Source organism: Escherichia sp. MOD1-EC5950 (genome assembly GCF_002965345.1).
Classification (GTDB): domain Bacteria; phylum Pseudomonadota; class Gammaproteobacteria; order Enterobacterales; family Enterobacteriaceae; genus Escherichia; species Escherichia marmotae.
The window spans coordinates 1-22281 of the sequence record NZ_PTSR01000018.1; the positions used below are offsets into that span (position 1 = coordinate 1).

Annotated in this window: 23 protein-coding genes and 2 tRNA genes; 11 read left to right on the forward strand and 14 right to left on the reverse strand. The window is 51.1% G+C overall.

Annotation, left to right across the window (positions count from 1 at the left end):
• Positions 1–2: 2 nt before the first annotated feature.
• From BEA93_RS16490 to orn, 3 genes are all read right to left on the reverse strand, one after another.
• Positions 3–75: transfer RNA gene (locus tag BEA93_RS16490), tRNA-Gly, on the reverse strand.
• A gap of 157 nt (positions 76–232) precedes the next feature.
• Positions 233–308 (reverse strand) — tRNA-Gly (locus BEA93_RS16495).
• Positions 309–518: 210 nt separating this feature from the next.
• Positions 519–1064 carry an oligoribonuclease gene (orn, locus tag BEA93_RS16500; protein WP_001517620.1) on the reverse strand — a complete coding sequence of 182 codons (546 nt, stop codon included), beginning with the start codon at positions 1062–1064 and terminating at the stop codon, positions 519–521.
• A gap of 94 nt (positions 1065–1158) precedes the next feature.
• Between orn and rsgA the strand changes: the two genes are divergently transcribed.
• The 3 genes from rsgA (at position 1159) to mscM (ending at position 6621) form a co-directional block, all read left to right on the forward strand.
• On the forward strand, positions 1159–2211 hold the full coding sequence (gene rsgA / locus BEA93_RS16505; RefSeq protein ID WP_000041983.1) for a small ribosomal subunit biogenesis GTPase RsgA: 1053 nt from the start codon (positions 1159–1161) through the stop codon (positions 2209–2211).
• Positions 2212–2307: 96 nt separating this feature from the next.
• Positions 2308–3276 (forward strand): archaetidylserine decarboxylase, encoded by a 969-nt coding sequence (gene asd / locus BEA93_RS16510; RefSeq protein ID WP_000934902.1) that lies wholly within the window; start codon positions 2308–2310, stop codon positions 3274–3276.
• 21 nt (positions 3277–3297) lie between these two features.
• Positions 3298–6621, forward strand: a complete 3324-nt coding sequence (gene mscM, locus BEA93_RS16515) for a miniconductance mechanosensitive channel MscM (protein ID WP_001236833.1) — start codon at positions 3298–3300, stop codon at positions 6619–6621.
• Between the two features lie 37 nt (positions 6622–6658).
• Here mscM and BEA93_RS16520 read toward each other — a convergent pair whose 3' ends face one another.
• The 4 genes from BEA93_RS16520 to epmA form a co-directional block, all read right to left on the reverse strand.
• Positions 6659–6973, reverse strand: a complete 315-nt coding sequence (locus BEA93_RS16520) for a YjeO family protein (protein ID WP_001272717.1) — start codon at positions 6971–6973, stop codon at positions 6659–6661.
• Complete coding sequence (gene yjeN, locus BEA93_RS16525; protein WP_000349123.1) at positions 6970–7287, reverse strand: protein YjeN; 318 nt, start codon at positions 7285–7287, stop codon at positions 6970–6972. The genes BEA93_RS16520 and yjeN overlap by 4 nt, the downstream gene beginning before the upstream one ends.
• A gap of 60 nt (positions 7288–7347) precedes the next feature.
• On the reverse strand, positions 7348–8850 hold the full coding sequence (gene yjeM, locus BEA93_RS16530; protein ID WP_016262797.1) for a glutamate/gamma-aminobutyrate family transporter YjeM: 1503 nt from the start codon (positions 8848–8850) through the stop codon (positions 7348–7350).
• A 217-nt stretch (positions 8851–9067) separates the two neighbouring features.
• Positions 9068–10045 carry an elongation factor P--(R)-beta-lysine ligase gene (gene epmA, locus BEA93_RS16535; protein ID WP_105224770.1) on the reverse strand — a complete coding sequence of 326 codons (978 nt, stop codon included), beginning with the start codon at positions 10043–10045 and terminating at the stop codon, positions 9068–9070.
• 324 nt (positions 10046–10369) lie between these two features.
• Here epmA and frdA point away from each other — a divergent pair, with 324 nt between their 5' ends.
• The 6 genes from frdA (at position 10370) to blc (ending at position 15499) form a co-directional block, all read left to right on the forward strand.
• Positions 10370–12178 carry a fumarate reductase (quinol) flavoprotein subunit gene (frdA, locus tag BEA93_RS16540; protein ID WP_001517616.1) on the forward strand — a complete coding sequence of 603 codons (1809 nt, stop codon included), beginning with the start codon at positions 10370–10372 and terminating at the stop codon, positions 12176–12178.
• A complete protein-coding gene (gene frdB, locus BEA93_RS16545) occupies positions 12171–12905 on the forward strand; it encodes a fumarate reductase iron-sulfur protein (protein WP_000829498.1) in 735 nt (244 codons plus the stop codon). Before frdA ends, frdB begins: the two co-directional genes overlap by 8 nt.
• A 10-nt stretch (positions 12906–12915) precedes the next feature.
• Positions 12916–13311: a fumarate reductase subunit FrdC gene (frdC, locus tag BEA93_RS16550; RefSeq protein WP_000208757.1), complete on the forward strand. Its 396-nt coding sequence runs from the start codon at positions 12916–12918 to the stop codon at positions 13309–13311.
• 10 nt (positions 13312–13321) lie between these two features.
• Entirely contained in the window at positions 13322–13681 is a 360-nt protein-coding gene (gene frdD, locus BEA93_RS16555) for a fumarate reductase subunit FrdD (RefSeq protein WP_000609664.1), read from the forward strand.
• A gap of 62 nt (positions 13682–13743) precedes the next feature.
• Positions 13744–14877 carry a BlaEC family class C beta-lactamase gene (locus tag BEA93_RS16560; RefSeq protein WP_001517615.1) on the forward strand — a complete coding sequence of 378 codons (1134 nt, stop codon included), beginning with the start codon at positions 13744–13746 and terminating at the stop codon, positions 14875–14877.
• Between the two features lie 88 nt (positions 14878–14965).
• Complete coding sequence (blc, locus tag BEA93_RS16565) at positions 14966–15499, forward strand: lipocalin Blc (RefSeq protein WP_001238372.1); 534 nt, start codon at positions 14966–14968, stop codon at positions 15497–15499.
• On the opposite strand, the gene sugE is transcribed toward blc, so the two are convergent.
• The 4 genes from sugE to efp form a co-directional block, all read right to left on the reverse strand.
• Positions 15496–15813 (reverse strand): quaternary ammonium compound efflux SMR transporter SugE, encoded by a 318-nt coding sequence (gene sugE / locus BEA93_RS16570; protein WP_000118465.1) that lies wholly within the window; start codon positions 15811–15813, stop codon positions 15496–15498. The genes blc and sugE overlap by 4 nt on opposite strands.
• 176 nt (positions 15814–15989) lie before the next feature.
• Positions 15990–16136, reverse strand: coding sequence for a lipoprotein toxin entericidin B (gene ecnB / locus BEA93_RS16575; RefSeq protein ID WP_000239596.1), 147 nt, complete (start codon positions 16134–16136; stop codon positions 15990–15992).
• Between the two features lie 111 nt (positions 16137–16247).
• Positions 16248–16373 carry a lipoprotein antitoxin entericidin A gene (ecnA, locus tag BEA93_RS16580; protein WP_000977753.1) on the reverse strand — a complete coding sequence of 42 codons (126 nt, stop codon included), beginning with the start codon at positions 16371–16373 and terminating at the stop codon, positions 16248–16250.
• 50 nt (positions 16374–16423) lie between these two features.
• Positions 16424–16990 (reverse strand): elongation factor P, encoded by a 567-nt coding sequence (gene efp / locus BEA93_RS16585; protein ID WP_000257278.1) that lies wholly within the window; start codon positions 16988–16990, stop codon positions 16424–16426.
• 41 nt (positions 16991–17031) lie between these two features.
• On the opposite strand from efp, the gene epmB reads away from it, so the two are divergent.
• A complete protein-coding gene (gene epmB, locus BEA93_RS16590; protein ID WP_016262795.1) occupies positions 17032–18060 on the forward strand; it encodes an EF-P beta-lysylation protein EpmB in 1029 nt (342 codons plus the stop codon).
• Between the two features lie 404 nt (positions 18061–18464).
• A complete protein-coding gene (locus tag BEA93_RS16595) occupies positions 18465–19334 on the forward strand; it encodes a YjeJ family protein (RefSeq protein ID WP_105224771.1) in 870 nt (289 codons plus the stop codon).
• A 202-nt stretch (positions 19335–19536) separates the two neighbouring features.
• Here the strand turns inward: BEA93_RS16595 and BEA93_RS16600 are convergent, their stop codons facing one another.
• The 3 genes from BEA93_RS16600 to BEA93_RS16610 all read right to left on the reverse strand — a co-directional run bounded on the left by BEA93_RS16600 (position 19537) and on the right by BEA93_RS16610 (position 22011).
• The gene (locus BEA93_RS16600; protein ID WP_000558209.1) at positions 19537–19890 is read right to left on the reverse strand and encodes a DUF4156 domain-containing protein; all 354 of its coding nucleotides are present in this window, start codon (positions 19888–19890) and stop codon (positions 19537–19539) included.
• A 137-nt stretch (positions 19891–20027) separates the two neighbouring features.
• Positions 20028–21674 carry a chaperonin GroEL gene (gene groL / locus BEA93_RS16605; RefSeq protein ID WP_000729132.1) on the reverse strand — a complete coding sequence of 549 codons (1647 nt, stop codon included), beginning with the start codon at positions 21672–21674 and terminating at the stop codon, positions 20028–20030.
• Between the two features lie 43 nt (positions 21675–21717).
• Complete coding sequence (locus BEA93_RS16610) at positions 21718–22011, reverse strand: co-chaperone GroES (RefSeq protein WP_001026276.1); 294 nt, start codon at positions 22009–22011, stop codon at positions 21718–21720.
• Positions 22012–22281: the final 270 nt, after the last annotated feature.

The following is a 22281-nucleotide window of genomic DNA, read 5'->3' on the forward strand; positions in this document are numbered from 1 at the left end:
GGAGCGGGAAACGAGACTCGAACTCGCGACCCCGACCTTGGCAAGGTCGTGCTCTACCAACTGAGCTATTCCCGCTTAATCTTCGTCTTTCAAATCGCTACTGCCTTGGCTGCCTTCACTCACCTTAATCACTTACTTTTGTAAGCTCCGAAGGATTCGTTCAGTTTCCGCCTTGTCGCAATTCGAAATACTGCGATTGGGTGGTCTGTGCCTTTCAGCACTTTTCAAATTTTGGAGCGGGAAACGAGACTCGAACTCGCGACCCCGACCTTGGCAAGGTCGTGCTCTACCAACTGAGCTATTCCCGCGTACTACTTAATTTTTGCTTTCGTAATTTCGCATTTCTGCGTCGTTACGGGAGGCGCATTATACGAGAAATCTTTCCCTCTGCAACCCCCCTAAAAAAATTTTTTTGAGTTTTTATCTCAAGTGCTGAAATTATCGGCAAGACGTTCAATTTAGCGTCAAAATCACGCCGCCGCAAGTGGATTTCGGCGGTTACGTGACCAGGAAAAATTTTACATCTTGATGAAGTGCTCGCGGTAGTATGCCAGTTCCGCCACCGATTCACGGATATCATCCATCGCCTGATGCGTCCCCTGTTTGGTAAAACCATCAAGAATTTCCGGCTTCCAACGGCGCGCCAGCTCTTTCAGCGTGCTGACATCGAGATAGCGGTAGTGGAAGTACGACTCCAGTTCCGGCATGTATTTGAACAGGAAGCGACGATCCTGACCAATACTGTTACCGCAGATCGGTGATTTTCCTGCTGGCACCCACTGTTTTAAGAACTCGAGCGTCGCCAGTTCCGCTTCCCGATCGCCCATCGTGCTCGCCTTCACACGCTCCACCAGCCCACTGGCGGTATGAGTGCGCACGTTCCAGTCATCCATCAACGCTAACTGTTCATCAGACTGGTGTACTGCAATGGTCGGCCCTTCTGCCAGAATATTCAGGTTGGCATCGGTCACCAGCGTGGCAATCTCAATAATGCGATCGCGCTCGGGATCCAGACCGGTCATCTCAAGATCGATCCAAATCAGGTTGTTTTCATTGGCACTCATGCTATTTTCCACCCATTCACAGTGACTATATTGATTCGCAATTGCGTGTATCATAGATGTTTTGCCCATCAGGGGCGACCAGGAGTCAGTACGATTGAGTAAAAATAAACTCTCCAAAGGCCAGCAGCGCCGTGTGAACGCCAATCACCAGCGTCGTCTTAAAACGTCTAAGGAGAAGCCCGACTACGACGACAATCTGTTTGGCGAGCCTGATGAAGGTATCGTCATCAGCCGTTTTGGCATGCATGCTGATGTGGAATCCGCCGATGGCGAAGTTCACCGCTGCAATATTCGCCGCACCATCCGTTCGCTGGTGACTGGCGATCGCGTTGTCTGGCGTCCGGGCAAACCGGCGGCGGAAGGTATTAATGTCAAAGGGATCGTTGAAGCGGTGCATGAGCGCACCTCGGTGTTGACACGCCCGGATTTTTACGACGGCGTGAAGCCCATTGCCGCCAACATCGACCAGATCGTCATTGTCTCCGCCATTTTGCCGGAGCTGTCGCTCAATATTATCGACCGTTACCTGGTGGCCTGCGAAACCTTGCAGATTGAGCCGATTATTGTGCTCAACAAGATCGACCTGCTGGACGATGACGGCATGGCATTTGTCAACGAGCAGATGGATATTTACCGCAACATTGGTTATCGCGTATTAATGGTTTCCAGCCATACTCAGGATGGCCTGAAACCGCTGGAAGAGGCGTTGACCGGGCGGATCAGCATCTTTGCCGGGCAGTCTGGCGTCGGTAAATCCAGTCTGCTGAACGCGTTGCTGGGGCTGCAAAAAGAGATCCTGACCAACGATGTTTCGGACAACTCTGGTCTGGGTCAGCACACCACCACCGCCGCGCGGCTGTATCACTTCCCGCACGGCGGTGATGTGATTGATTCCCCTGGCGTGCGTGAATTTGGTCTCTGGCACCTGGCACCGGAACAAATCACTCAAGGCTTTGTCGAATTTCATGATTACTTAGGCCTGTGTAAGTATCGCGATTGCAAACACGATACCGATCCGGGCTGCGCTATCCGTGAAGCGGTTGAAGATGGGAAAATCGCGGAAACTCGTTTCGAAAACTATCACCGTATTCTGGAAAGCATGGCGCAGGTAAAAACGCGTAAAAACTTTTCTGATACGGATGACTGACAATTAAGCTAACCGTCGTTAGAATCGTCCCCTTTTTTTCAGGATCCGGCATGTACGCCGGATCAGGAACGACAAAACAATGGCCTGGAGGCTACCTTGTTAAATTCATTCAAACTTTCGCTACAGTATATTCTGCCGAAACTATGGCTTACTCGCCTGGCGGGTTGGGGTGCAAGCAAGCGGGCAGGATGGCTGACAAAACTGGTTATCGATCTGTTCGTTAAATACTACAAGGTCGACATGAAAGAGGCGCAGAAACCGGACACCGCCAGCTACCGTACCTTTAACGAATTTTTTGTCCGTCCGCTGCGTGACGATGTACGCCCGATCGATACCGACCCGAATGTTCTGGTCATGCCTGCCGATGGTGTTATCAGCCAGTTAGGTAAAATCGAAGAAGATAAAATCCTGCAAGCCAAAGGCCACAACTACAGTCTTGAAGCCCTGCTGGCGGGTAACTACCTGATGGCGGATCTCTTCCGCAACGGTACGTTTGTGACCACTTACCTCTCCCCGCGTGACTACCACCGCGTACATATGCCGTGCAACGGTATCCTGCGTGAGATGATCTACGTGCCGGGCGATCTCTTCTCGGTGAATCATCTCACAGCCCAGAACGTGCCAAATCTGTTTGCCCGTAACGAACGCGTAATCTGTCTCTTCGATACCGAATTCGGCCCGATGGCACAGATTCTGGTCGGTGCGACAATTGTTGGCAGCATTGAAACTGTCTGGGCAGGCACCATTACGCCACCGCGCGAAGGCATCATCAAACGCTGGACCTGGCCTGCCGGGGAAAACGACGATTCTGTGGCGCTACTGAAAGGCCAGGAAATGGGGCGCTTTAAACTCGGATCTACTGTTATCAACCTGTTTGCGCCGGGTAAAGTGAATCTGGTTGAGCAACTGGCAAGCCTTTCTGTCACTAAGATTGGTCAGCCGCTGGCTGTATCTACCGAAACCTTTGTTACGCCAGAAACTGAACCGGCCCCGCTTCCTGCTGAAGAGATCGAGGCAGAACACGACGCCAGCCCATTGGTTGACGACAAAAAAGACCAGGTCTAATCCATCAAAGGAAACGCTGACGTGCGCCTGATTATCACTTTTCTGATGGCCTGGTGCCTCAGTTGGGGGGCGTACGCCGCGACGGCCCCCGATAGTAAACAAATCACCCAGGAACTGGAGCAGGCAAAAGCGGCGAAACCCGCGCAGCCGGAAGTCGTAGAGGCGCTCCAGTCTGCCTTAAATGCGCTTGAGGAACGTAAAGGTTCCCTTGAGCGCATCAAGCAATATCAAGAAGTCATTGATAACTACCCGAAACTCTCCGCTACTCTGCGCGCACAGTTAAACAATATGCGTGATGAGCCGCGCAGCGTGTCGCCGGGGATGTCTACCGACGCGCTGAATCAGGAAATACTCCAGGTCAGCAGTCAGTTGCTGGATAAAAGCCGTCAGGCCCAGCAAGAGCAGGAACGCGCCCGCGAGATTGCGGATTCGCTTAATCAATTACCACAACAGCAAACTGACGCCCGCCGCCAGTTGAATGAAATTGAGCGCCGACTGGGGACACTCACGGGAAATAGTCCGCTTAATCAGGCACAAAATTTCGCGTTGCAGGCCGACTCCGCACGTTTGAAATCATTGGTCGATGAACTCGAGCTGGCGCAACTTTCTGCCAATAACCGTCAGGAACTGGCTCGTCTGCGCTCGGCACTGGCAGAAAAAGAGAGTCAGCAACTGGATGCGTATTTGCAGGCCCTGCGCAACCAGTTGAACAGCCAACGCCAGCTTGAGGCAGAGCGGGCGCTGGAAAGCACTGAATTACTGGCAGAAAGCAGTGCCGATTTGCCGGAAGATATCGTTGCTCAATTCAAAATTAACCGTGAACTATCGGCGGCGTTGAATCAACAAGCGCAGCGGATGGATCTCGTCGCCTCACAGCAGCGTCAGGCTGCCAGCCAGACGTTGCAAGTCCGGCAGGCGCTGAATACGCTGCGTGAACAGTCGCAATGGCTGGGTTCATCAAACTTGCTCGGTGAAGCACTGCGGGCGCAGGTGGCACGCCTGCCGGAAATGCCGAAACCGCAACAGCTTGATACCGAGATGGCTCAGTTGCGCGTGCAACGGTTGCATTATGAAGATCTCCTCAATAAACAGCCACAACTGCGACAGATCCTTCAGGCCGACGGCCAGCCGCTGACTGCCGAGCAAAACCGGATACTCGAAGCTCAATTGCGTACTCAGCGCGAGTTGCTTAACTCATTACTCCAGGGCGGCGACACGCTACTGCTTGAGCTAACCAAGCTGAAAGTTTCCAACGGGCAACTGGAAGATGCGCTGAAAGAGGTCAACGAAGCGACACACCGCTATCTGTTCTGGACCTCTGATGTGCGCCCGATGACCATCGCCTGGCCGTTGGAAATCGCCCAGGATCTGCGTCGTCTGATCTCGCTGGACACCTTCAGTCAGTTAGGTAAAGCCACCATGATGATGCTGACCAGCAAAGAGACTATTTTACCGCTGTTTGGCGCGTTGATTCTGGTCGGTTGCAGCATTTACTCGCGCCGCTATTTCACCCGTTTTCTTGAACGTTCGGCGGCTAAAGTCGGCAAAGTCACTCAGGATCATTTCTGGCTGACGTTACGGACGCTTTTCTGGTCGATCCTCGTCGCTTCGCCGCTACCAGTGCTGTGGATGACGCTGGGTTACGGCTTGCGCGAGGCGTGGCCTTATCCGCTGGCGGTAGCGATTGGCGATGGTGTAACGGCCACCGTGCCACTGCTGTGGGTGGTGATGATTTGCGCCACCTTTGCTCGCCCGAACGGCTTGTTTATCGCCCATTTCGGCTGGCCGCGCGAACGTGTTTCCCGTGGTATGCGCTACTACCTGATGAGCATTGGGCTTATCGTGCCACTGATTATGGCGCTGATGATGTTTGATAATCTCGACGACCGCGAGTTTTCCGGCTCACTGGGACGTCTTTGCTTTATCCTCATTTGCGGTGCACTGGCAGTGGTCACGCTCAGCCTGAAAAAAGCCGGGATCCCACTGTATCTTAACAAAGAAGGCAGTGGTGACAACATTGCCAACCATATGCTGTGGAACATGATGATTGGCGCGCCACTGGTCGCTATTCTCGCCGCAGCCGTGGGTTATCTGGCAACAGCGCAGGCTCTGCTGGCAAGGCTGGAAACATCGGTCGCCATCTGGTTCCTGTTACTGGTGATTTATCACGTTATCCGCCGCTGGATGCTGATCCAACGCCGCAGGTTGGCGTTTGACCGGGCGAAGCATCGCCGTGCTGAAATGCTGGCACAACGCGCGCGTGGCGAAGAAGAAGCGCATCATCACAGTAGCCCGGAAGGGGCGATTGAAGTGGATGAAAGCGAAGTCGATCTCGATGCTATCAGTGCACAATCCTTGCGGCTGGTGCGTTCAATCCTGATGCTGATCGCCCTTCTTTCAGTCATCGTGCTGTGGTCAGAAATTCATTCCGCTTTTGGCTTCCTCGAAAATATTTCGCTGTGGGATGTCACCTCCACAGTGCAGGGCGTGGAAAGTCTGGAACCGATTACTCTCGGTGCAGTGCTGATTGCCATTCTGGTGTTTATCATCACCACGCAACTAGTGCGCAACCTGCCCGCGCTGCTGGAACTGGCGATTTTGCAGCACCTTGATTTAACGCCAGGTACAGGTTACGCCATCACCACCATCACCAAATATCTGCTGATGCTGATTGGCGGGCTGGTCGGCTTCTCGATGATTGGTATTGAGTGGTCGAAATTGCAGTGGCTGGTCGCTGCACTCGGTGTTGGTCTCGGTTTTGGTTTGCAGGAGATTTTCGCCAACTTTATCTCTGGTCTGATTATCCTGTTCGAAAAACCGATTCGCATTGGCGATACGGTGACAATTCGCGATCTTACTGGCAGTGTGACGAAAATTAACACCCGCGCCACCACTATCAGCGACTGGGATCGCAAAGAGATTATTGTGCCGAACAAAGCGTTCATTACTGAGCAGTTTATCAACTGGTCGCTTTCTGACTCGGTCACGCGCGTGGTGTTGACGATTCCGGCTCCTGCCGATGCCAACAGTGAAGAAGTGACGGAAATCTTGCTAACCGCAGCGCGTCGCTGCTCGTTGGTCATCGACAACCCGGCACCGGAAGTCTTCCTGGTCGATCTACAACAGGGGATTCAGATTTTCGAGTTGCGTATTTACGCCGCGGAAATGGGTCACCGTATGCCGCTGCGCCACGAGATCCACCAGTTAATTCTGGCGGGCTTCCACGCCCACGGTATCGATATGCCATTCCCGCCGTTCCAGATGCGTCTGGAAAGTCTTAACGGTAAACAAACGGGCAGAACATTAACGTCTGCGGGTAAAGGGCGTCAGGCAGGAAGCTTGTAACGTGAGAAACTGCCGGAGGCGACTCTGGCAGTTTCAATCACCAACAAAACTGATAGCGCAGGAAAAACTGCCATAGCCAGTAGCCGAAGATCGCCAGTGCGGTGGCGTACATAAACCAGCCGCGTTTTTTTCGCCACTGCGTGAACCAAAGAAAAGGGAAAAACAGCGGCAACGTCATTATCACACCGACATCGCGAGTATCGTCATTTTCCAGATGCTCCAACACATCGCAGATGTTGTTAATCCCGCGTCCATCAATCATCCATTCTTTGTCCAGCGTGGACAGTATCAGAATCCAGAGAACAGATACGAAGAACCAAATGCAGCATAAAATAAACTGATGTGCACTCATGACGTTTCAACCGACAGTTTCATTTCGCTAAAACGCATTCTGAACAAATCACCGTATCCGACCAATTCGCCACGAAAAACCAGGAACCTGATAAGGTAAGCGCAATAAATATCCGACAGGTTTCGCCACCGATTCCGGTCTCGATCTTTGAGGGTATTAATGGTATTGCCGACCACCATCGCTATTTTACGGGTGTGGCAGGCATCGAAAAAAGAGAGAATAGTCTGCTCTATTTCCGCTACATCCCCAGCAGAAAATTGCAGTGCTCTGACTTGATCTTCGGTTATCAGCGGGCCCCGACCCGTGCCATCCATGACATCTTCCTTTTCAGACAACTCATCGCCGGGCTGGCGATGAGTTGTTATTGCATACAATCAATCTAAGGTTAACTCAGGCTTATTCGCCATGCGGCCGCAATAGTTCTGGTAAATCGCCATTGCTAACAGCGAGAAGAAGACAGGGCCGCCAATCATCCACAATGTGCTATCCCAGTCTCCGGCTTCGACTACTGGCTGGATGATGGTAAAGACGTTAGCAAACGTCACCACCAATACGACAACCACTGTGGCAATCATTGCTGACATGTGCGTTTTGAAAATAACAAACGGTCTGTCGAGATCCTGACGCGCTTTAAAGAACGGGAATGCCAGGGCAAGGAACAGATACGGAATGGTCATGGAGACATTCGCCATCAGCGTCAGCTTGTTAAAGAACGCCGATGCGGTGCCGCCGCCAAACGAAACCAGCAGGATGAAGACAGTAACCAACCCGCACTGCATCCACATCGCAATAGACGGCATTCCCATCGCGTTCAGACGCGTCATTGGTTCCGGCCACAATGCTTTCGGCGTCCCCTGGATGATTGCTTTCAACGGCGAGTAGCAAAGCGTAAAGAACGCCCCCGTGTAAGCGAGGAACATCGAAAGTCCGGTAATACGCGCAAACCATACCCCCAGCGACAATGATGCTTCGGGCGACAAATGCAGTGCATTACCCAGCGTCATCCCAAGGCTCTTCATCAGTACATAAGTAATATTGCCAAGGTTAACCGAACCATTACTTAATACCTGCTGCCAGTTAGTGCTGACGCCCCATAAGAATATTGCCAGGGAATAACCAATCGAAATAACAATAGCGGCAAAAACAATACCTTTAGCAAAATTCTTTTCAGGATTTTCCGTTTTATCAACCAGACCGCCAACAGCTTCAATTCCACCGTAAGCGAAAATAGCAAATACGACAAAAGATAACATCGCCAGACCGGACTGATATCCCGGATTTGGAGATACCACAAAATTAATATCCTGTGCGAAATGACCACCATTTAATAACAAAATAGCAACGCTCACTAACAGTAATACTAAATTAAGACACATTACTGCTATACCACCTACCGCAGTAATACGGGCTATTTTATTAATCCCTTTTGAGGCGACGACGGTAACCAGAACCATCCATGCTACAGCCAACAGACCAACAACCTGCGTAGGCTCCAGCCCGGCAATACTCCAGTGCTGAGTCATGTCGCTACCATAGAGGAATGTTGAGAACGGCACCCAAACTTTAGCGGAAGTACTCACCATCCAGATGATATAAGAGGAAAACCACATAAAGGTGCCGATGAAAGCAAAACGTGGCCCAACGCTATTATTCATCCAGGAATAGATACCGCCCTCTTCTTTGCGATAGGCCGCCCCCATTTCAGCCATCATTAAGGCGAATGGAATAAAGAATAATAATGCAGAAAATATATAAAATGGAATCGCACTATAACCCATTAAATAATAAGCCGATGGGCTATTCGCAAAACCGAATACTGAAGTAAAGATCATCAATATGAGCCCAATTAGACTCATCTTTTTTATCGTGTGAGGCATGGAATCATCCTTCATTTCAGCGCATATATTAAACGCGCCAATTAACTGCACTACCCACCGATTGGCAGGCAACAATAAAACTAATACAGAATTGATACCCGGATGATAGCAAACATCCAGTCTTAAATTGTGCGCTTTAGCGGGAAAATGAAAACATCTGCTACAGAATGGCGTCAGCTACGCCATTCTGTGTTGCGATTGAGCTAGCTTTTCAGAATTATGCCCGGTCGACACTAAAGGCAATGACTTCCGCCAGTGTCTCAGCGCCCAATGCCAGCATCACCAGGCGGTCAACACCTAACGCCACGCCGGAACAGTCAGGCATACCAACTTCCAGGGCGTCAATCAGGTTCTGGTCGATAGGATGTTGTGGTAAACCACGCGCCGCACGTTTACGGTTATCCTGCTCAAAGCGTTGTTGCTGTTCACGAGCGTCCGCCAATTCATGGAAACCATTCGCCAGCTCAATACCTTTGTAGTAGACCTCGAAGCGTTCCGCGACCCGATGATCTTCCGTACTGATTTGTGCCAGTGATGCCTGGCTGGCCGGGAAATGGTACACAAACGTTGGTTTTTCTTTACCAATGTTCGGTTCCACGCCAAAGGTAAACAGCAGTTGCAGCAACGTGTCGCGGTCTTCTTCGGTGTCTGCAACGTTACTCAAGTCCAGTTTCGCCGCGACTTCTCGCAGTTGCGTTTTGTCAGCAGAAAGCGGGTCTATTTCCAGATAACGCAAGAAAGCTTGTTGATAAGAAAGGCTTTCTGCCGCCGGGCAGTCCAGCACCTGTTGCAAGAGGTCGTCCACCTCATTCATCAACCGATACATATCATAATGCGGTCGATACCACTCCAGCATAGTGAACTCAGGGTTGTGATAACGTCCCATCTCTTCATTACGGAAGCTGCGGCACAACTGGAATACCGGACCACAACCGGCAACCAGCAGGCGTTTCATGTGGTATTCCGGGCTGGTCATTAACCAGAGATTCATCCCCTGCGAGTGCCCGGGGCCTACGAAACGTGTCTCAAACGGGACCAAATGAATATCGGTTACCGTCGCCTGGCTCATACAAGGCGTCTCCACCTCCAGCACTCCACGATCGGCAAAGAAACGACGGATCTCCGCCATAATCGCCGCGCGTTTTAATAAGTTAGGAATGGATGCGCTCGGCTGCCAGGATGCCGTTTCGCTCATAGTAAAATCTCCAGTTTTTGACAAGGGCACGAAGTCTACTCGCAACGCGACGGCGAGACAAATTTTACGCAGAAATCAATCAACGGTGGGCAGTGACTAAAAAAACCGCAATATGATGGTTTAGTAATTAAATTAATCATCTTCAGTGATAATTTAGCCTCCCGGCACGCTAAAAAAATCGATCTCGTCAAATTTCAGACTTATCCATCAGACTATACTGTTGTACCTATAAAGGAGCAGTGGAATAGCGTTCGCAGACCGTAGCTTTCAGACACTTACCCTGAAGTACGGTGCTGCGGGATAAAAACAATCTGGAGGAATGTCGTGCAAACCTTTCAAGCCGATCTTGCCATTGTAGGTGCCGGTGGCGCGGGATTACGTGCTGCAATTGCTGCCGCGCAGGCAAATCCAAATGCAAAAATCGCACTAATCTCAAAAGTATACCCGATGCGCAGCCATACCGTTGCCGCAGAAGGGGGCTCCGCCGCTGTCGCGCAGGATCATGACAGCTTCGAATATCACTTTCACGATACAGTAGCGGGTGGCGACTGGTTGTGTGAGCAGGATGTCGTGGATTATTTCGTCCACCACTGCCCAACTGAAATGACTCAACTGGAACTGTGGGGATGCCCATGGAGCCGTCGCCCGGATGGTAGCGTCAACGTACGTCGCTTCGGCGGTATGAAAATCGAGCGTACCTGGTTCGCCGCTGATAAGACAGGCTTCCATATGCTGCACACGCTGTTCCAGACCTCTCTGCAATTCCCGCAGATCCAGCGTTTTGATGAACACTTCGTGCTGGATATTCTGGTCGATGATGGTCACGTTCGCGGCCTGGTGGCAATGAACATGATGGAAGGTACGCTGGTGCAAATCCGTGCTAATGCGGTGGTTATGGCTACCGGCGGCGCGGGTCGCGTATATCGCTACAACACCAACGGCGGCATTGTTACTGGCGACGGTATGGGCATGGCACTGAGCCACGGCGTTCCGCTGCGTGACATGGAATTCGTTCAATATCACCCGACCGGTCTGCCGGGTTCCGGTATCCTGATGACCGAAGGTTGCCGCGGTGAAGGCGGTATTCTGGTCAACAAAAATGGCTACCGTTATCTGCAAGATTACGGCATGGGCCCGGAAACTCCGCTGGGCGAGCCGAAAAACAAATATATGGAACTGGGTCCGCGCGACAAAGTTTCTCAGGCCTTCTGGCACGAATGGCGTAAAGGCAACACCATCTCCACACCACGCGGCGATGTGGTATACCTCGACCTGCGTCACCTGGGTGAGAAAAAACTGCACGAACGTCTGCCGTTTATCTGCGAACTGGCAAAAGCATACGTTGGCGTCGATCCGGTTAAAGAACCGATTCCGGTACGTCCGACCGCGCACTACACCATGGGCGGTATCGAAACCGATCAGAACTGCGAAACCCGTATTAAGGGTCTGTTCGCCGTCGGTGAATGTTCCTCTGTAGGTCTGCACGGTGCAAACCGTCTGGGATCCAACTCACTGGCAGAACTGGTGGTCTTCGGTCGTCTGGCCGGTGAGCAAGCTATGGAGCGCGCATCTACCGCTGGTAATGGCAACGATGCGGCAATCAATGCACAGGCTACTGCCGTTGAACAGCGTCTGAAAGATCTGGTTAACCAGGACGGCGGCGAAAACTGGGCGAAGATCCGCGACGAAATGGGCATGGCCATGGAAGAAGGCTGCGGTATCTACCGTACGCCGGAACTGATGCAGAAAACCATCGACAAACTGGCGGAGCTGCAAGAACGCTTCAAGCGCGTGCGCATCACCGACACCTCCAGCGTGTTCAACACCGACCTGCTCTACACCATCGAGCTGGGCCACGGTCTGAACGTTGCCGAATGTATGGCGCACTCCGCAATGGCGCGTAAAGAGTCTCGCGGCGCGCACCAGCGTCTGGACGAAGGTTGCACCGAGCGTGACGACGTCAACTTCCTCAAACACACCCTCGCCTTCCGCGATGCTGATGGCACTACTCGCCTGGAGTACAGCGACGTGAAGATTACTACGCTGCCGCCAGCTAAACGCGTTTACGGTGGCGAAGCGGATGCAGCCGATAAGGCGGAAGCAGCCAATAAGAAGGAGAAGGCGAATGGCTGAGATGAAGAACCTGAAAATCGAGGTGGTGCGCTATAACCCGGAAGTCGATACCGCACCGCATAGCGCATTTTATGAAGTGCCTTATGACGCAACCACCTCATTACTGGATGCGCTGGGCTATATCAAAGACAACCTGGCACCGGATCTGAGCTACCGCTGGTCCTGCCGTATGGCGATTTGTGGTTCCTGCGGCATGATGGTCAACAACGTGCCGAAACTGGCATGTAAAACCTTCCTGCGTGACTACACCGACGGTATGAAGGTTGAAGCGCTAGCTAACTTCCCGATCGAACGCGATCTGGTCGTCGATATGACCCACTTCATCGAAAGTCTGGAAGCGATCAAACCATACATCATTGGCAACTCCCGCACCGCGGATCAGGGTACTAACATCCAGACCCCGGCGCAGATGGCGAAGTATCATCAGTTCTCCGGTTGCATCAACTGTGGTCTGTGCTACGCCGCGTGCCCGCAGTTTGGCCTGAACCCAGAGTTCATCGGTCCGGCTGCCATTACGCTGGCGCATCGTTATAACGAAGATAGCCGCGACCACGGTAAGAAGGAGCGTATGGCGCAGTTGAACAGCCAGAACGGCGTATGGAGCTGTACTTTCGTGGGCTACTGCTCCGAAGTCTGCCCGAAACACGTCGATCCGGCTGCGGCCATTCAGCAGGGCAAAGTAGAAAGTTCGAAAGACTTTCTTATCGCGACCCTGAAACCACGCTAAGGAGTGCAACATGACGACTAAACGTAAACCGTATGTACGGCCAATGACGTCCACCTGGTGGAAAAAATTGCCGTTTTATCGCTTTTACATGCTGCGCGAAGGCACGGCGGTTCCGGCTGTGTGGTTCAGCATTGAACTGATTTTCGGGCTGTTTGCCCTGAAAAATGGCCCGGAAGCCTGGGCGGGATTCGTCGACTTTTTACAAAACCCGGTTATCGTGATCATTAACCTGATCACTCTGGCGGCAGCTCTGCTGCACACCAAAACCTGGTTTGAACTGGCACCGAAAGCGGCCAATATCATTGTAAAAGACGAAAAAATGGGACCAGAGCCAATTATCAAAAGTCTCTGGGCGGTAACCGTGGTTGCCACCATCGTAATCCTGTTTGTAGCCCTGTACTGGTAAGGAGCCTGAGATGATTAATCCAAATCCAAAGCGTTCTGACGAACCGGTATTCTGGGGCCTTTTCGGGGCCGGTGGTATGTGGAGCGCAATCATTGCACCGGTAATGATCCTGCTGGTCGGCATTATGCTGCCGCTGGGACTGTTTCCGGGTGATGCTCTGAGCTACGAACGCGTTCTGGCGTTCGCGCAGAGCTTCATTGGTCGCGTATTCCTGTTCCTGATGATCGTTCTGCCGCTGTGGTGTGGTTTACACCGTATGCACCACGCGATGCACGATCTGAAAATCCACGTGCCTGCGGGCAAATGGGTTTTCTACGGTCTGGCTGCTATCCTGACAGTTGTCACGCTGATTGGTGTCGTTACAATCTAACGCATCGCCAATGTAAATCCGGCCCGCCTATGGCGGGCCGTTTTGTATGGGAACCAGACCTTATGCTCAAAATGACGCTCTGCGCCTTACTGATTACCGCCTCTTGCTCCGCACTTGCCGCCCCCCAACAGCTCAACGATATTGTGCATCGCACAATGACTCCGCTTATAGAACAACAAAAAATCCCGGGCATGGCCGTTGCAGTGATTTACCAGGGCAAACCTTATTACTTTACCTGGGGCTATGCGGACGTAGATAAAAAGCAGCCCGTCACGCAGCAAACGTTGTTTGAGTTAGGCTCGGTCAGCAAAACATTTACGGGCGTACTTGGTGGCGACGCTATTGCTCGAGGGGAAATAAATCTAAGCGATCCCGTCACAAAATACTGGCCTGAACTTACCGCTAAACAGTGGAACGGGATCACGCTATTACATCTCGCAACCTACACCGCTGGCGGCCTGCCATTGCAAGTGCCGGATGACGTTAAATCCTCAAGCGACTTGCTGCGCTTCTATCAAAACTGGCAGCCTGACTGGACGCCAGGAACACAACGTCTGTATGCCAACTCCAGTATCGGTTTATTCGGCTCGCTAGCTGTGAAGCCGTCTGGTTTGAGCTTTGAACAGGCAATGGATACCCGTGTCTTCCAGCCACTCAAACTCACCCATACGTGGATTAATGTGCCGCCTGCAGAAGAAAAGAATTACGCCTGGGGATATCGCGAAGGTAAAGCGGTGCATGTTTCGCCAGGGGCGTTAGATGCTGAAGCTTACGGTGTGAAATCGACGATTGAAGACATGGCCCGCTGGCTACAAAGCAATATAGATCCTCGTAATATCAATGACAAAACACTTCAGCAAGGTATCCAACTGGCGCAATCTCGCTACTGGAAAATTGGCGATATGTATCAAGGCCTCGGCTGGGAAATGCTGGACTGGCCGGTAAATCCTGACAGCATCATTAATGGCAGCGACAATAAAATTGCACTGGCAGCACGACCAGTAAAAGCGATTACGCCCCCTGCTCCTGCTGTGCGCGCATCATGGGTACATAAAACAGGGGCGACCGGCGGATTTGGTAGCTATGTCGCATTTATCCCAGAAAAAGAGTTGGGTATTGTGATGCTGGCTAACAAAAACTATCCAAACCCGGTGAGAGTCGCCGCCGCCTGGCAGATCCTCAACGCTTTGCAATAACAACGAAGATGGCCCGAATTTACGGGCCTTTTCTCCGCTTTTCCTTGCTGTCATCTACACTTAGAAAAAAACCAGTAAGGAAACATCTATGCGCCTGCTCCCTCTTGTTGCCGCAGCGACAGCGGCATTTCTTGTCGTTGCCTGTAGTTCACCTACGCCGCCGCGTGGCGTGACCGTAGTGAATAATTTCGACGCTAAGCGCTATCTTGGCACCTGGTATGAGATTGCCCGTTTTGATCACCGCTTTGAACGCGGACTGGAGAAAGTCACCGCGACATATAGCCTGCGGGATGATGGTGGATTGAATGTCATCAACAAAGGCTATAATCCGGACAGGGAGATGTGGCAACAGAGCGAAGGGAAAGCGTACTTTACCGGAGATCCGCATCGCGCAGCGCTGAAAGTGTCATTCTTTGGCCCTTTCTATGGCGGCTATAACGTCATTGCGCTCGACCGGGAGTATCGCCACGCGCTGGTTTGCGGCCCGGATCGCGACTACCTGTGGATACTCTCCCGCACGCCAACTATTTCTAGCGAAGTTAAACAGGAGATGCTGGCGGTCGCAACCCGGGAAGGATTTGATGTCAGTAAGTTTATCTGGGTACAGCAACCCGGCAGTTAATGGGTGCTGAGTTTCAGACCAACTATCCCCAGTACGATTAACGCCAGACTCGCCAGGCGCATCGGACTAGCAGACTCACCGAGCAGCACAATACCGGTGATCGCCGCCCCGACTGCGCCAATCCCCGTCCAGACAGCATAAGCTGTACCTACCGGTAGCGATTTCATTGCCCAGGCGAGCAACGCCATACTGACAATCATCGCCGTCACGGTAATTACGCTTGGCGTCAGACGACTAAAACCGTGGGTGTATTTCAGGCCTACCGCCCAGACGACTTCCAGCAAACCAGCAATAAACAGGATAATCCAGGACATATAATACTCCGGAGAAATGGGGCCGTCCCCGGTGAAACGATGCGTTTGCGGGTCGTCCCGCAAAGCTGATAGTGAAAGAAGCATTTTGCCGATTTAAGAGGAAATTTCAACGGTTACAGCAGTGATTACCGCCGGGAAAAACAAACGGCACGACAAACCTGTCGTACCGTTATTGCTTATTGCTGCGCTTTCGTCGCTGCGCCAGAAATCGCGTTACCGCCATCAGAGATGTCTTCACCAACGCCACGCGTGGTGTTGCAGGCAGTTAATACTGTTGAAAGCACCAGAACAGAAAAGATCGCTGCAATTGTCTTCTTCACCATAATATCTTCCTTTTAGGTAATGTTATTTGTGTTTGCCTATAGCAAATTAATAATAGACAACATCACCAAAAATGACGGGAATCTGATGATTTTTCGGAAGTGAAGAGGAAATTAGCTGGCAGCGCGGGAAATGGAATTGCCGAGATGTTTGATATCTTCACCGAAACCGCGAGCGGTGTTACAGCCCGTGAGCAGCGTACTGGCAAGCAAAACAAGAAGGATAAGGCGTTTCATCATCTCTGACCTGAAAAGTGATGGTGCAGCCATCAGGCCGCACCACAACCGTATTACTTCACGCGAGATACGTATTCACCAGAGCGGGTATCCACTTTGATAACTTCGCCAATCTGTACGAACAGCGGAACTTTAACCACAGCGCCAGTGGACAGGGTAGCTGGTTTGCCGCCAGTACCTGCGGTATCACCTTTCAAACCTGGATCGGTATCAACGATTTCCAGTTCAACGAAGTTCGGCGGAGTAACGGAAATCGGCTGGCCGTTCCACAGAGTCACGATGCACTCTGCCTGATCCAGCAGCCATTTCGCGTTGTCGCCAATTGCTTTTGCATCAGCAGACAGTTGTTCGAAGGTTTCGTTGTTCATGAAGTGCCAGAACTCACCATCGTTGTACAGGTAAGTCAGGTTCATATCGACAACATCAGCGCCTTCAGCGGAATCCGTAGATTTAAAGGTTTTTTCTACACGAGTACCGGTCAGCAGACGACGCAGTTTAACGCGAGCAAATGCCTGGCCTTTACCCGGCTTCACAAATTCACTTGCTTCAACCGCGTAAGGTTCGCCGTCCAACATGATTTTAAGACCAGCACGAAAATCGTTGCTATAGTACGTTGCCATAAGGCCCTCTGAAATTTGTTAATTGGTAGCTAAGCCACAAAATGGCGCATATTGTAACCCTAAACACCCCATCCAGAGAAGATTGGTTAGCGCAACTTGCCGATGTTGTGACCGATCCTGATGAACTTCTGCGTCTTTTGAATATAGACGCGGACGAAAAACTGTTGGCCGGACGCAGCGCCAAAAAGCTGTTTGCCCTGCGCGTGCCCCGCTCATTTATCGATCGCATGGAAAAAGGCAATCCTGACGATCCACTTTTGCGTCAGGTACTTACCTCGCAAGATGAGTATATCACTGCCCCCGGTTTTTCCACCGACCCGCTGGAAGAACAGCACAGCGTGGTGCCTGGTTTGTTGCATAAATACCACAACCGGGCATTACTGTTGGTGAAAGGTGGCTGTGCGGTAAATTGTCGCTATTGCTTCCGTCGCCACTTCCCGTATGCCGAAAATCAGGGCAACAAGCGTAACTGGCAGACTGCACTTGAGTATGTTGCCGCACATCCAGAACTGGACGAGATCATTTTCTCCGGCGGTGATCCGCTGATGGCGAAAGATCGCGAACTGGACTGGTTGCTCACGCAACTGGAAGCCATCCCGCACATCAAACGTCTGCGTATTCACAGCCGTCTGCCGATTGTGATCCCGGCGCGCATCACTGAGGCGCTGGTTGAACGCTTTGCCCGTTCTACGCTGCAAATCCTGCTGGTGAATCACATCAACCATGCCAATGAAGTGGATGAAACATTCCGTCAGGCGATGGCTAAGTTAAAACGCGTGGGCGTCACCCTGCTTAACCAGAGTGTTCTGTTACGTGGCGTGAACGACAACGCGCAAACGCTGGCAAACCTGAGTAATGCGTTGTTTGACGCGGGCGTGATGCCCTATTACCTGCATGTGCTCGATAAAGTGCAGGGCGCGGCGCATTTCATGGTGAGCGATGATGAAGCACGGCAGATTATGCGTGAGTTGCTGACGCTGGTGTCGGGATATCTGGTGCCAAAACTGGCGCGTGAGATAGGCGGAGAACCCAGCAAAACACCGCTGGATTTGCAGCTACGTCAGCAATAACTGATTCAACAGGGAGGTTGAAGCTGATGATAAATGTGAAATTGCCTGATGTGCTGCGCTTATCAGGCCTACATGATGCATTGCAACTGATTGAATTTTCAATGAACTGTAGGCCTGATAAGGCGTTTACGTCGCATCCGGCAAGAGCAACGAACACGCGTACAGCGACCTGCCATTAAATAGGGAAGTTTAATCTTTTCCGTTGCATAACCATTAATTATTCATATGCTTTGCTATTTTTATTATTTATATAGCTGACATCAATAATTAACCTTTCTTTTCTGTTTATATAGAGCGAGCGCCGCTATTTATGTTATTTTAACAACTATTACTACCAAGCCCATTTATCTGGCTTATAAATTAATATTATTTATTTTATTGAGAAATGGTTAGGGAGAACCTACATGGCCATAAGCATCAAGGGTGTTAACACTGGTGTTATTCGCAAGAGTAATAACTTCATTGCACTGGCACTGAAAATAAAAGAGCCTCGCAATAAAGAATCGTTGTTCTTCATGTCTGTGATGGAACTGCGCGACCTGCTGATAGCGCTGGAAAGCCGTCTGCATCAAAAGCATAAACTGGAGGCTGATCATCGACTTCAGTATGAGCAAGCGCGTGATAAGGCCATGAAAAAGATGGCAGAAAATATTCCTCAAATTCAGATTGAAGAACTTAAAAATGCTGATATTAATCGCCGTGTAAATACACTGGCACTTACCGATAATCAGGGTGAAAATCTCACATTCCTATTAACTCTGCATGACGGCAGCAAATCTGAATTAGTTGTCAATGAACTGCAAATTGAAATGCTGGCGCGAGCAATCATTCACGCAATTAATAATGCGGAAATGCGTGAACTGGCATTACGTATTACATCGCTGTTAGATTTCCTGCCATTATATGACGTCGACTGCCAGGATAATGGTAATCTGGAATATGACACCTATTCACAGCCAGAATGGAAACAAAACTTGTTTAGCCATTATCTGGCGGTGCTTTATCGCTTTAAAGATGAAAGTGGCAAAGAACAATTTAGCGGCGCAGTGGTGAAAACACGTGAAGCGACAGCAAGTAAAGAAGTGGAGGCCATCACCCGCCGGATGCTTGATTTCAGCCCTCGACTGAAAAAGCTCGCTGGAGTGCCGTGTCAGGTCTACGTTCGCACCGTAGCGGCAAATAACGCCCAACCGCTGACCCTGGATCAATGCTTACGCGTACTGCATCACCTACGCGTTCAGTCCATCAGCAAAGCCGCGCCACAAGCGAAATAATCCCATCTTTGCTAATGCGAGGCTGGAGCCATCCAGCCTGAAATGACTGATAACGTGATCGTTGATCATGTCGGATGCGGCGTAAACGCCTTATCCGGCCTATAAATTCTCAAACATTCAATCAGTTGCAATGCCTGATGTAGGCCTGATAAGCGAAGCGCATCAGGCAATTATACGTTTGTCACCCAGCCTCGGAATCACATCAGTTCGGGCACTTATAAACCTGGCCGATAATCTGGCTATCAGTCGGAACGAAGCTGGACAACATCCCCTGCGACGGGCTGCTAATACCATAAATCACGTTACCGCCCATTGCGGCAGCCTGATTGCGCAGATCGTTTGCCGCACCACGCATAGAACCGCCTTCTTCGCCGTGTTGTCCGGAAAGCCAGTTACTTTGCTTACCTGTCGCAGTACCAATAAGTTGGCACTCTGCGCCTGGTTGCTCGTCCACAATGCGAACACTCTGACCGGCAGCACTCAATTCGTTACTGGAGCTACAACCCGCCATCAGTAGCGCGGCACCGACAATCCCTGCTAAGTATTTTACGTGCATGTTATTCCCCATAATCAATGAGCTGGACGCCCCTCGCGTCGTCCGTGTTTGAATCTTATACTAGAAAGATGACTAAAAGAAAAACCCCCAGACATTTCTGCCTGAGGGTTTCTTTATTTCTGCGAGGTGCAGGGCAATTACATCATGCCGCCCATGCCACCCATGCCGCCCATACCGCCAGCAGCGCCTAAGTCAGCCGCATCGTTTTTCGGCAGGTCGGTAACCATGCACTCGGTGGTGATCATCAGGCCAGCCACAGAAGCTGCGTACTGCAGAGCAGAACGAGTTACTTTGGTTGGATCCAGGATACCCATGTCGATCATGTTGCCGTATTCTTCGGTTGCAGCGTTGTAGCCGTAGTTGCCGTCGCCAGCTTTAACAGTGTTAGCAACAACTGACGGCTCTTCACCGCAGTTCAGTACGATCTGACGCAGCGGAGCTTCCATTGCACGCAGTGCAACTTTGATACCCACGTTCTGCTCTTCGTTCTGACCACGCAGGTCAGCCAGTTTAGACGCTACGCGGATCAGCGCAACACCACCACCAGCAACCACGCCTTCTTCTACCGCAGCACGGGTCGCGTGCAGGGCGTCTTCAACGCGTGCTTTTTTCTCTTTCATTTCAACTTCGGTAGCAGCACCCACTTTGATAACTGCAACGCCACCTGCCAGTTTCGCTACGCGCTCCTGCAGTTTTTCACGGTCGTAGTCAGAAGTTGCTTCTTCAATCTGCTGACGGATCTGAGCAACACGGCCCTGGATTGCAGCTTCTTCACCCACGCCATCGATGATGGTGGTGGTGTCTTTGTTGATCACAACACGTTTAGCCTGGCCCAGGTCTTCCAGGGTTGCTTTTTCCAGTTCCATACCAATCTCTTCAGAGATTACAGTACCACCGGTCAGAGTAGCGATATCCTGGAGCATTGCTTTACGACGATCACCGAAGCCCGGTGCTTTAACCGCAGCCACTTTCACGATGCCGCGCATGGTGTTAACAACCAGAGTTGCCAGAGCTTCACCTTCAACATCTTCAGCGATGATCAGCAGCGGTTTGCCTGCTTTTGCAACAGCTTCCAGAACTGGCAGCATTTCGCGGATGTTGGAGATTTTCTTGTCAGCCAGCAGGATGAACGGGCTTTCCAGTTCTACTGCGCCAGTTTCCGGCTTGTTGATGAAGTAAGGAGACAGGTAGCCACGGTCGAACTGCATACCTTCAACCACGTCCAGTTCGTCCTGCAGACCAGTACCGTCCTCAACGGTGATAACGCCTTCTTTACCGACTTTGTCCATCGCTTCAGCGATCAGTTTACCTACGGTTTCGTCGGAGTTAGCGGAGATAGTACCAACCTGAGCAATAGCTTTAGAGTCAGAGCACGGTACAGACAGCGCTTTCAGTTCTTCAACTGCAGCGGTAACAGCTTTGTCGATACCACGCTTCAGGTCCATCGGGTTCATGCCCGCAGCAACAGCTTTCAGACCTTCAGTGATGATGGCCTGAGCCAGTACGGTTGCGGTGGTAGTACCGTCGCCTGCAGTGTCATTCGCTTTAGAGGCAACTTCTTTCACCATCTGCGCACCCATATTTTCGAACTTGTCTTCCAGTTCGATTTCACGAGCAACGGAAACACCATCTTTGGTGATGGTCGGTGCACCGAAAGATTTATCCAGAACTACGTTACGGCCTTTCGGACCGAGGGTAACTTTCACTGCATCTGCCAGTACGTTTACGCCGCGCAGCATTTTCACACGAGCGTCGTTACCGAATTTTACGTCTTTAGCTGCCATTATCTTTATTCCTTAAATTCGTATGTTCAGTGTCGTGCGCGGATTACGCTTCAACAATTGCCAGAATGTCGCTTTCGGACATGATCAACACTTCTTCATTGTCGATCTTCTCAGATTTCACACCGTAGCCATCGTTGAAAATAACGATGTCGCCAACTTTCACGTCCAGCGGCTTCACTTCGCCATTTTCAAGGATACGGCCATTGCCTACAGCCAGCACTTCGCCACGGGTAGATTTAGCCGCTGCAGAGCCGGTCAGAACGATGCCGCCAGCAGATTTAGTTTCAACTTCTTTACGCTTGACGATCACGCGATCATGCAATGGACGAATATTCATTGATAACTCTCCTTTGAGAAAGTCCGTATCTGTTATGGGTGACGCCGGACCTTACGTGGTTTCCCGGCTGGTGATCAGAGAAATGGGGATGAGGCCTCTCCCCTTCAAGGGGGAAAATGAAAAAAAATTCTGATCAGCACAAAATCGGGTAAAAATCCTGATTCACCTCACGTTTCATCGCAATTTCGACATCGTCGTCATAAGCGAATCTGATTGTGCTACCATCAAAAACCTGCGCAGTTGCCCAAAATTTGGGCGCAATCGGACATC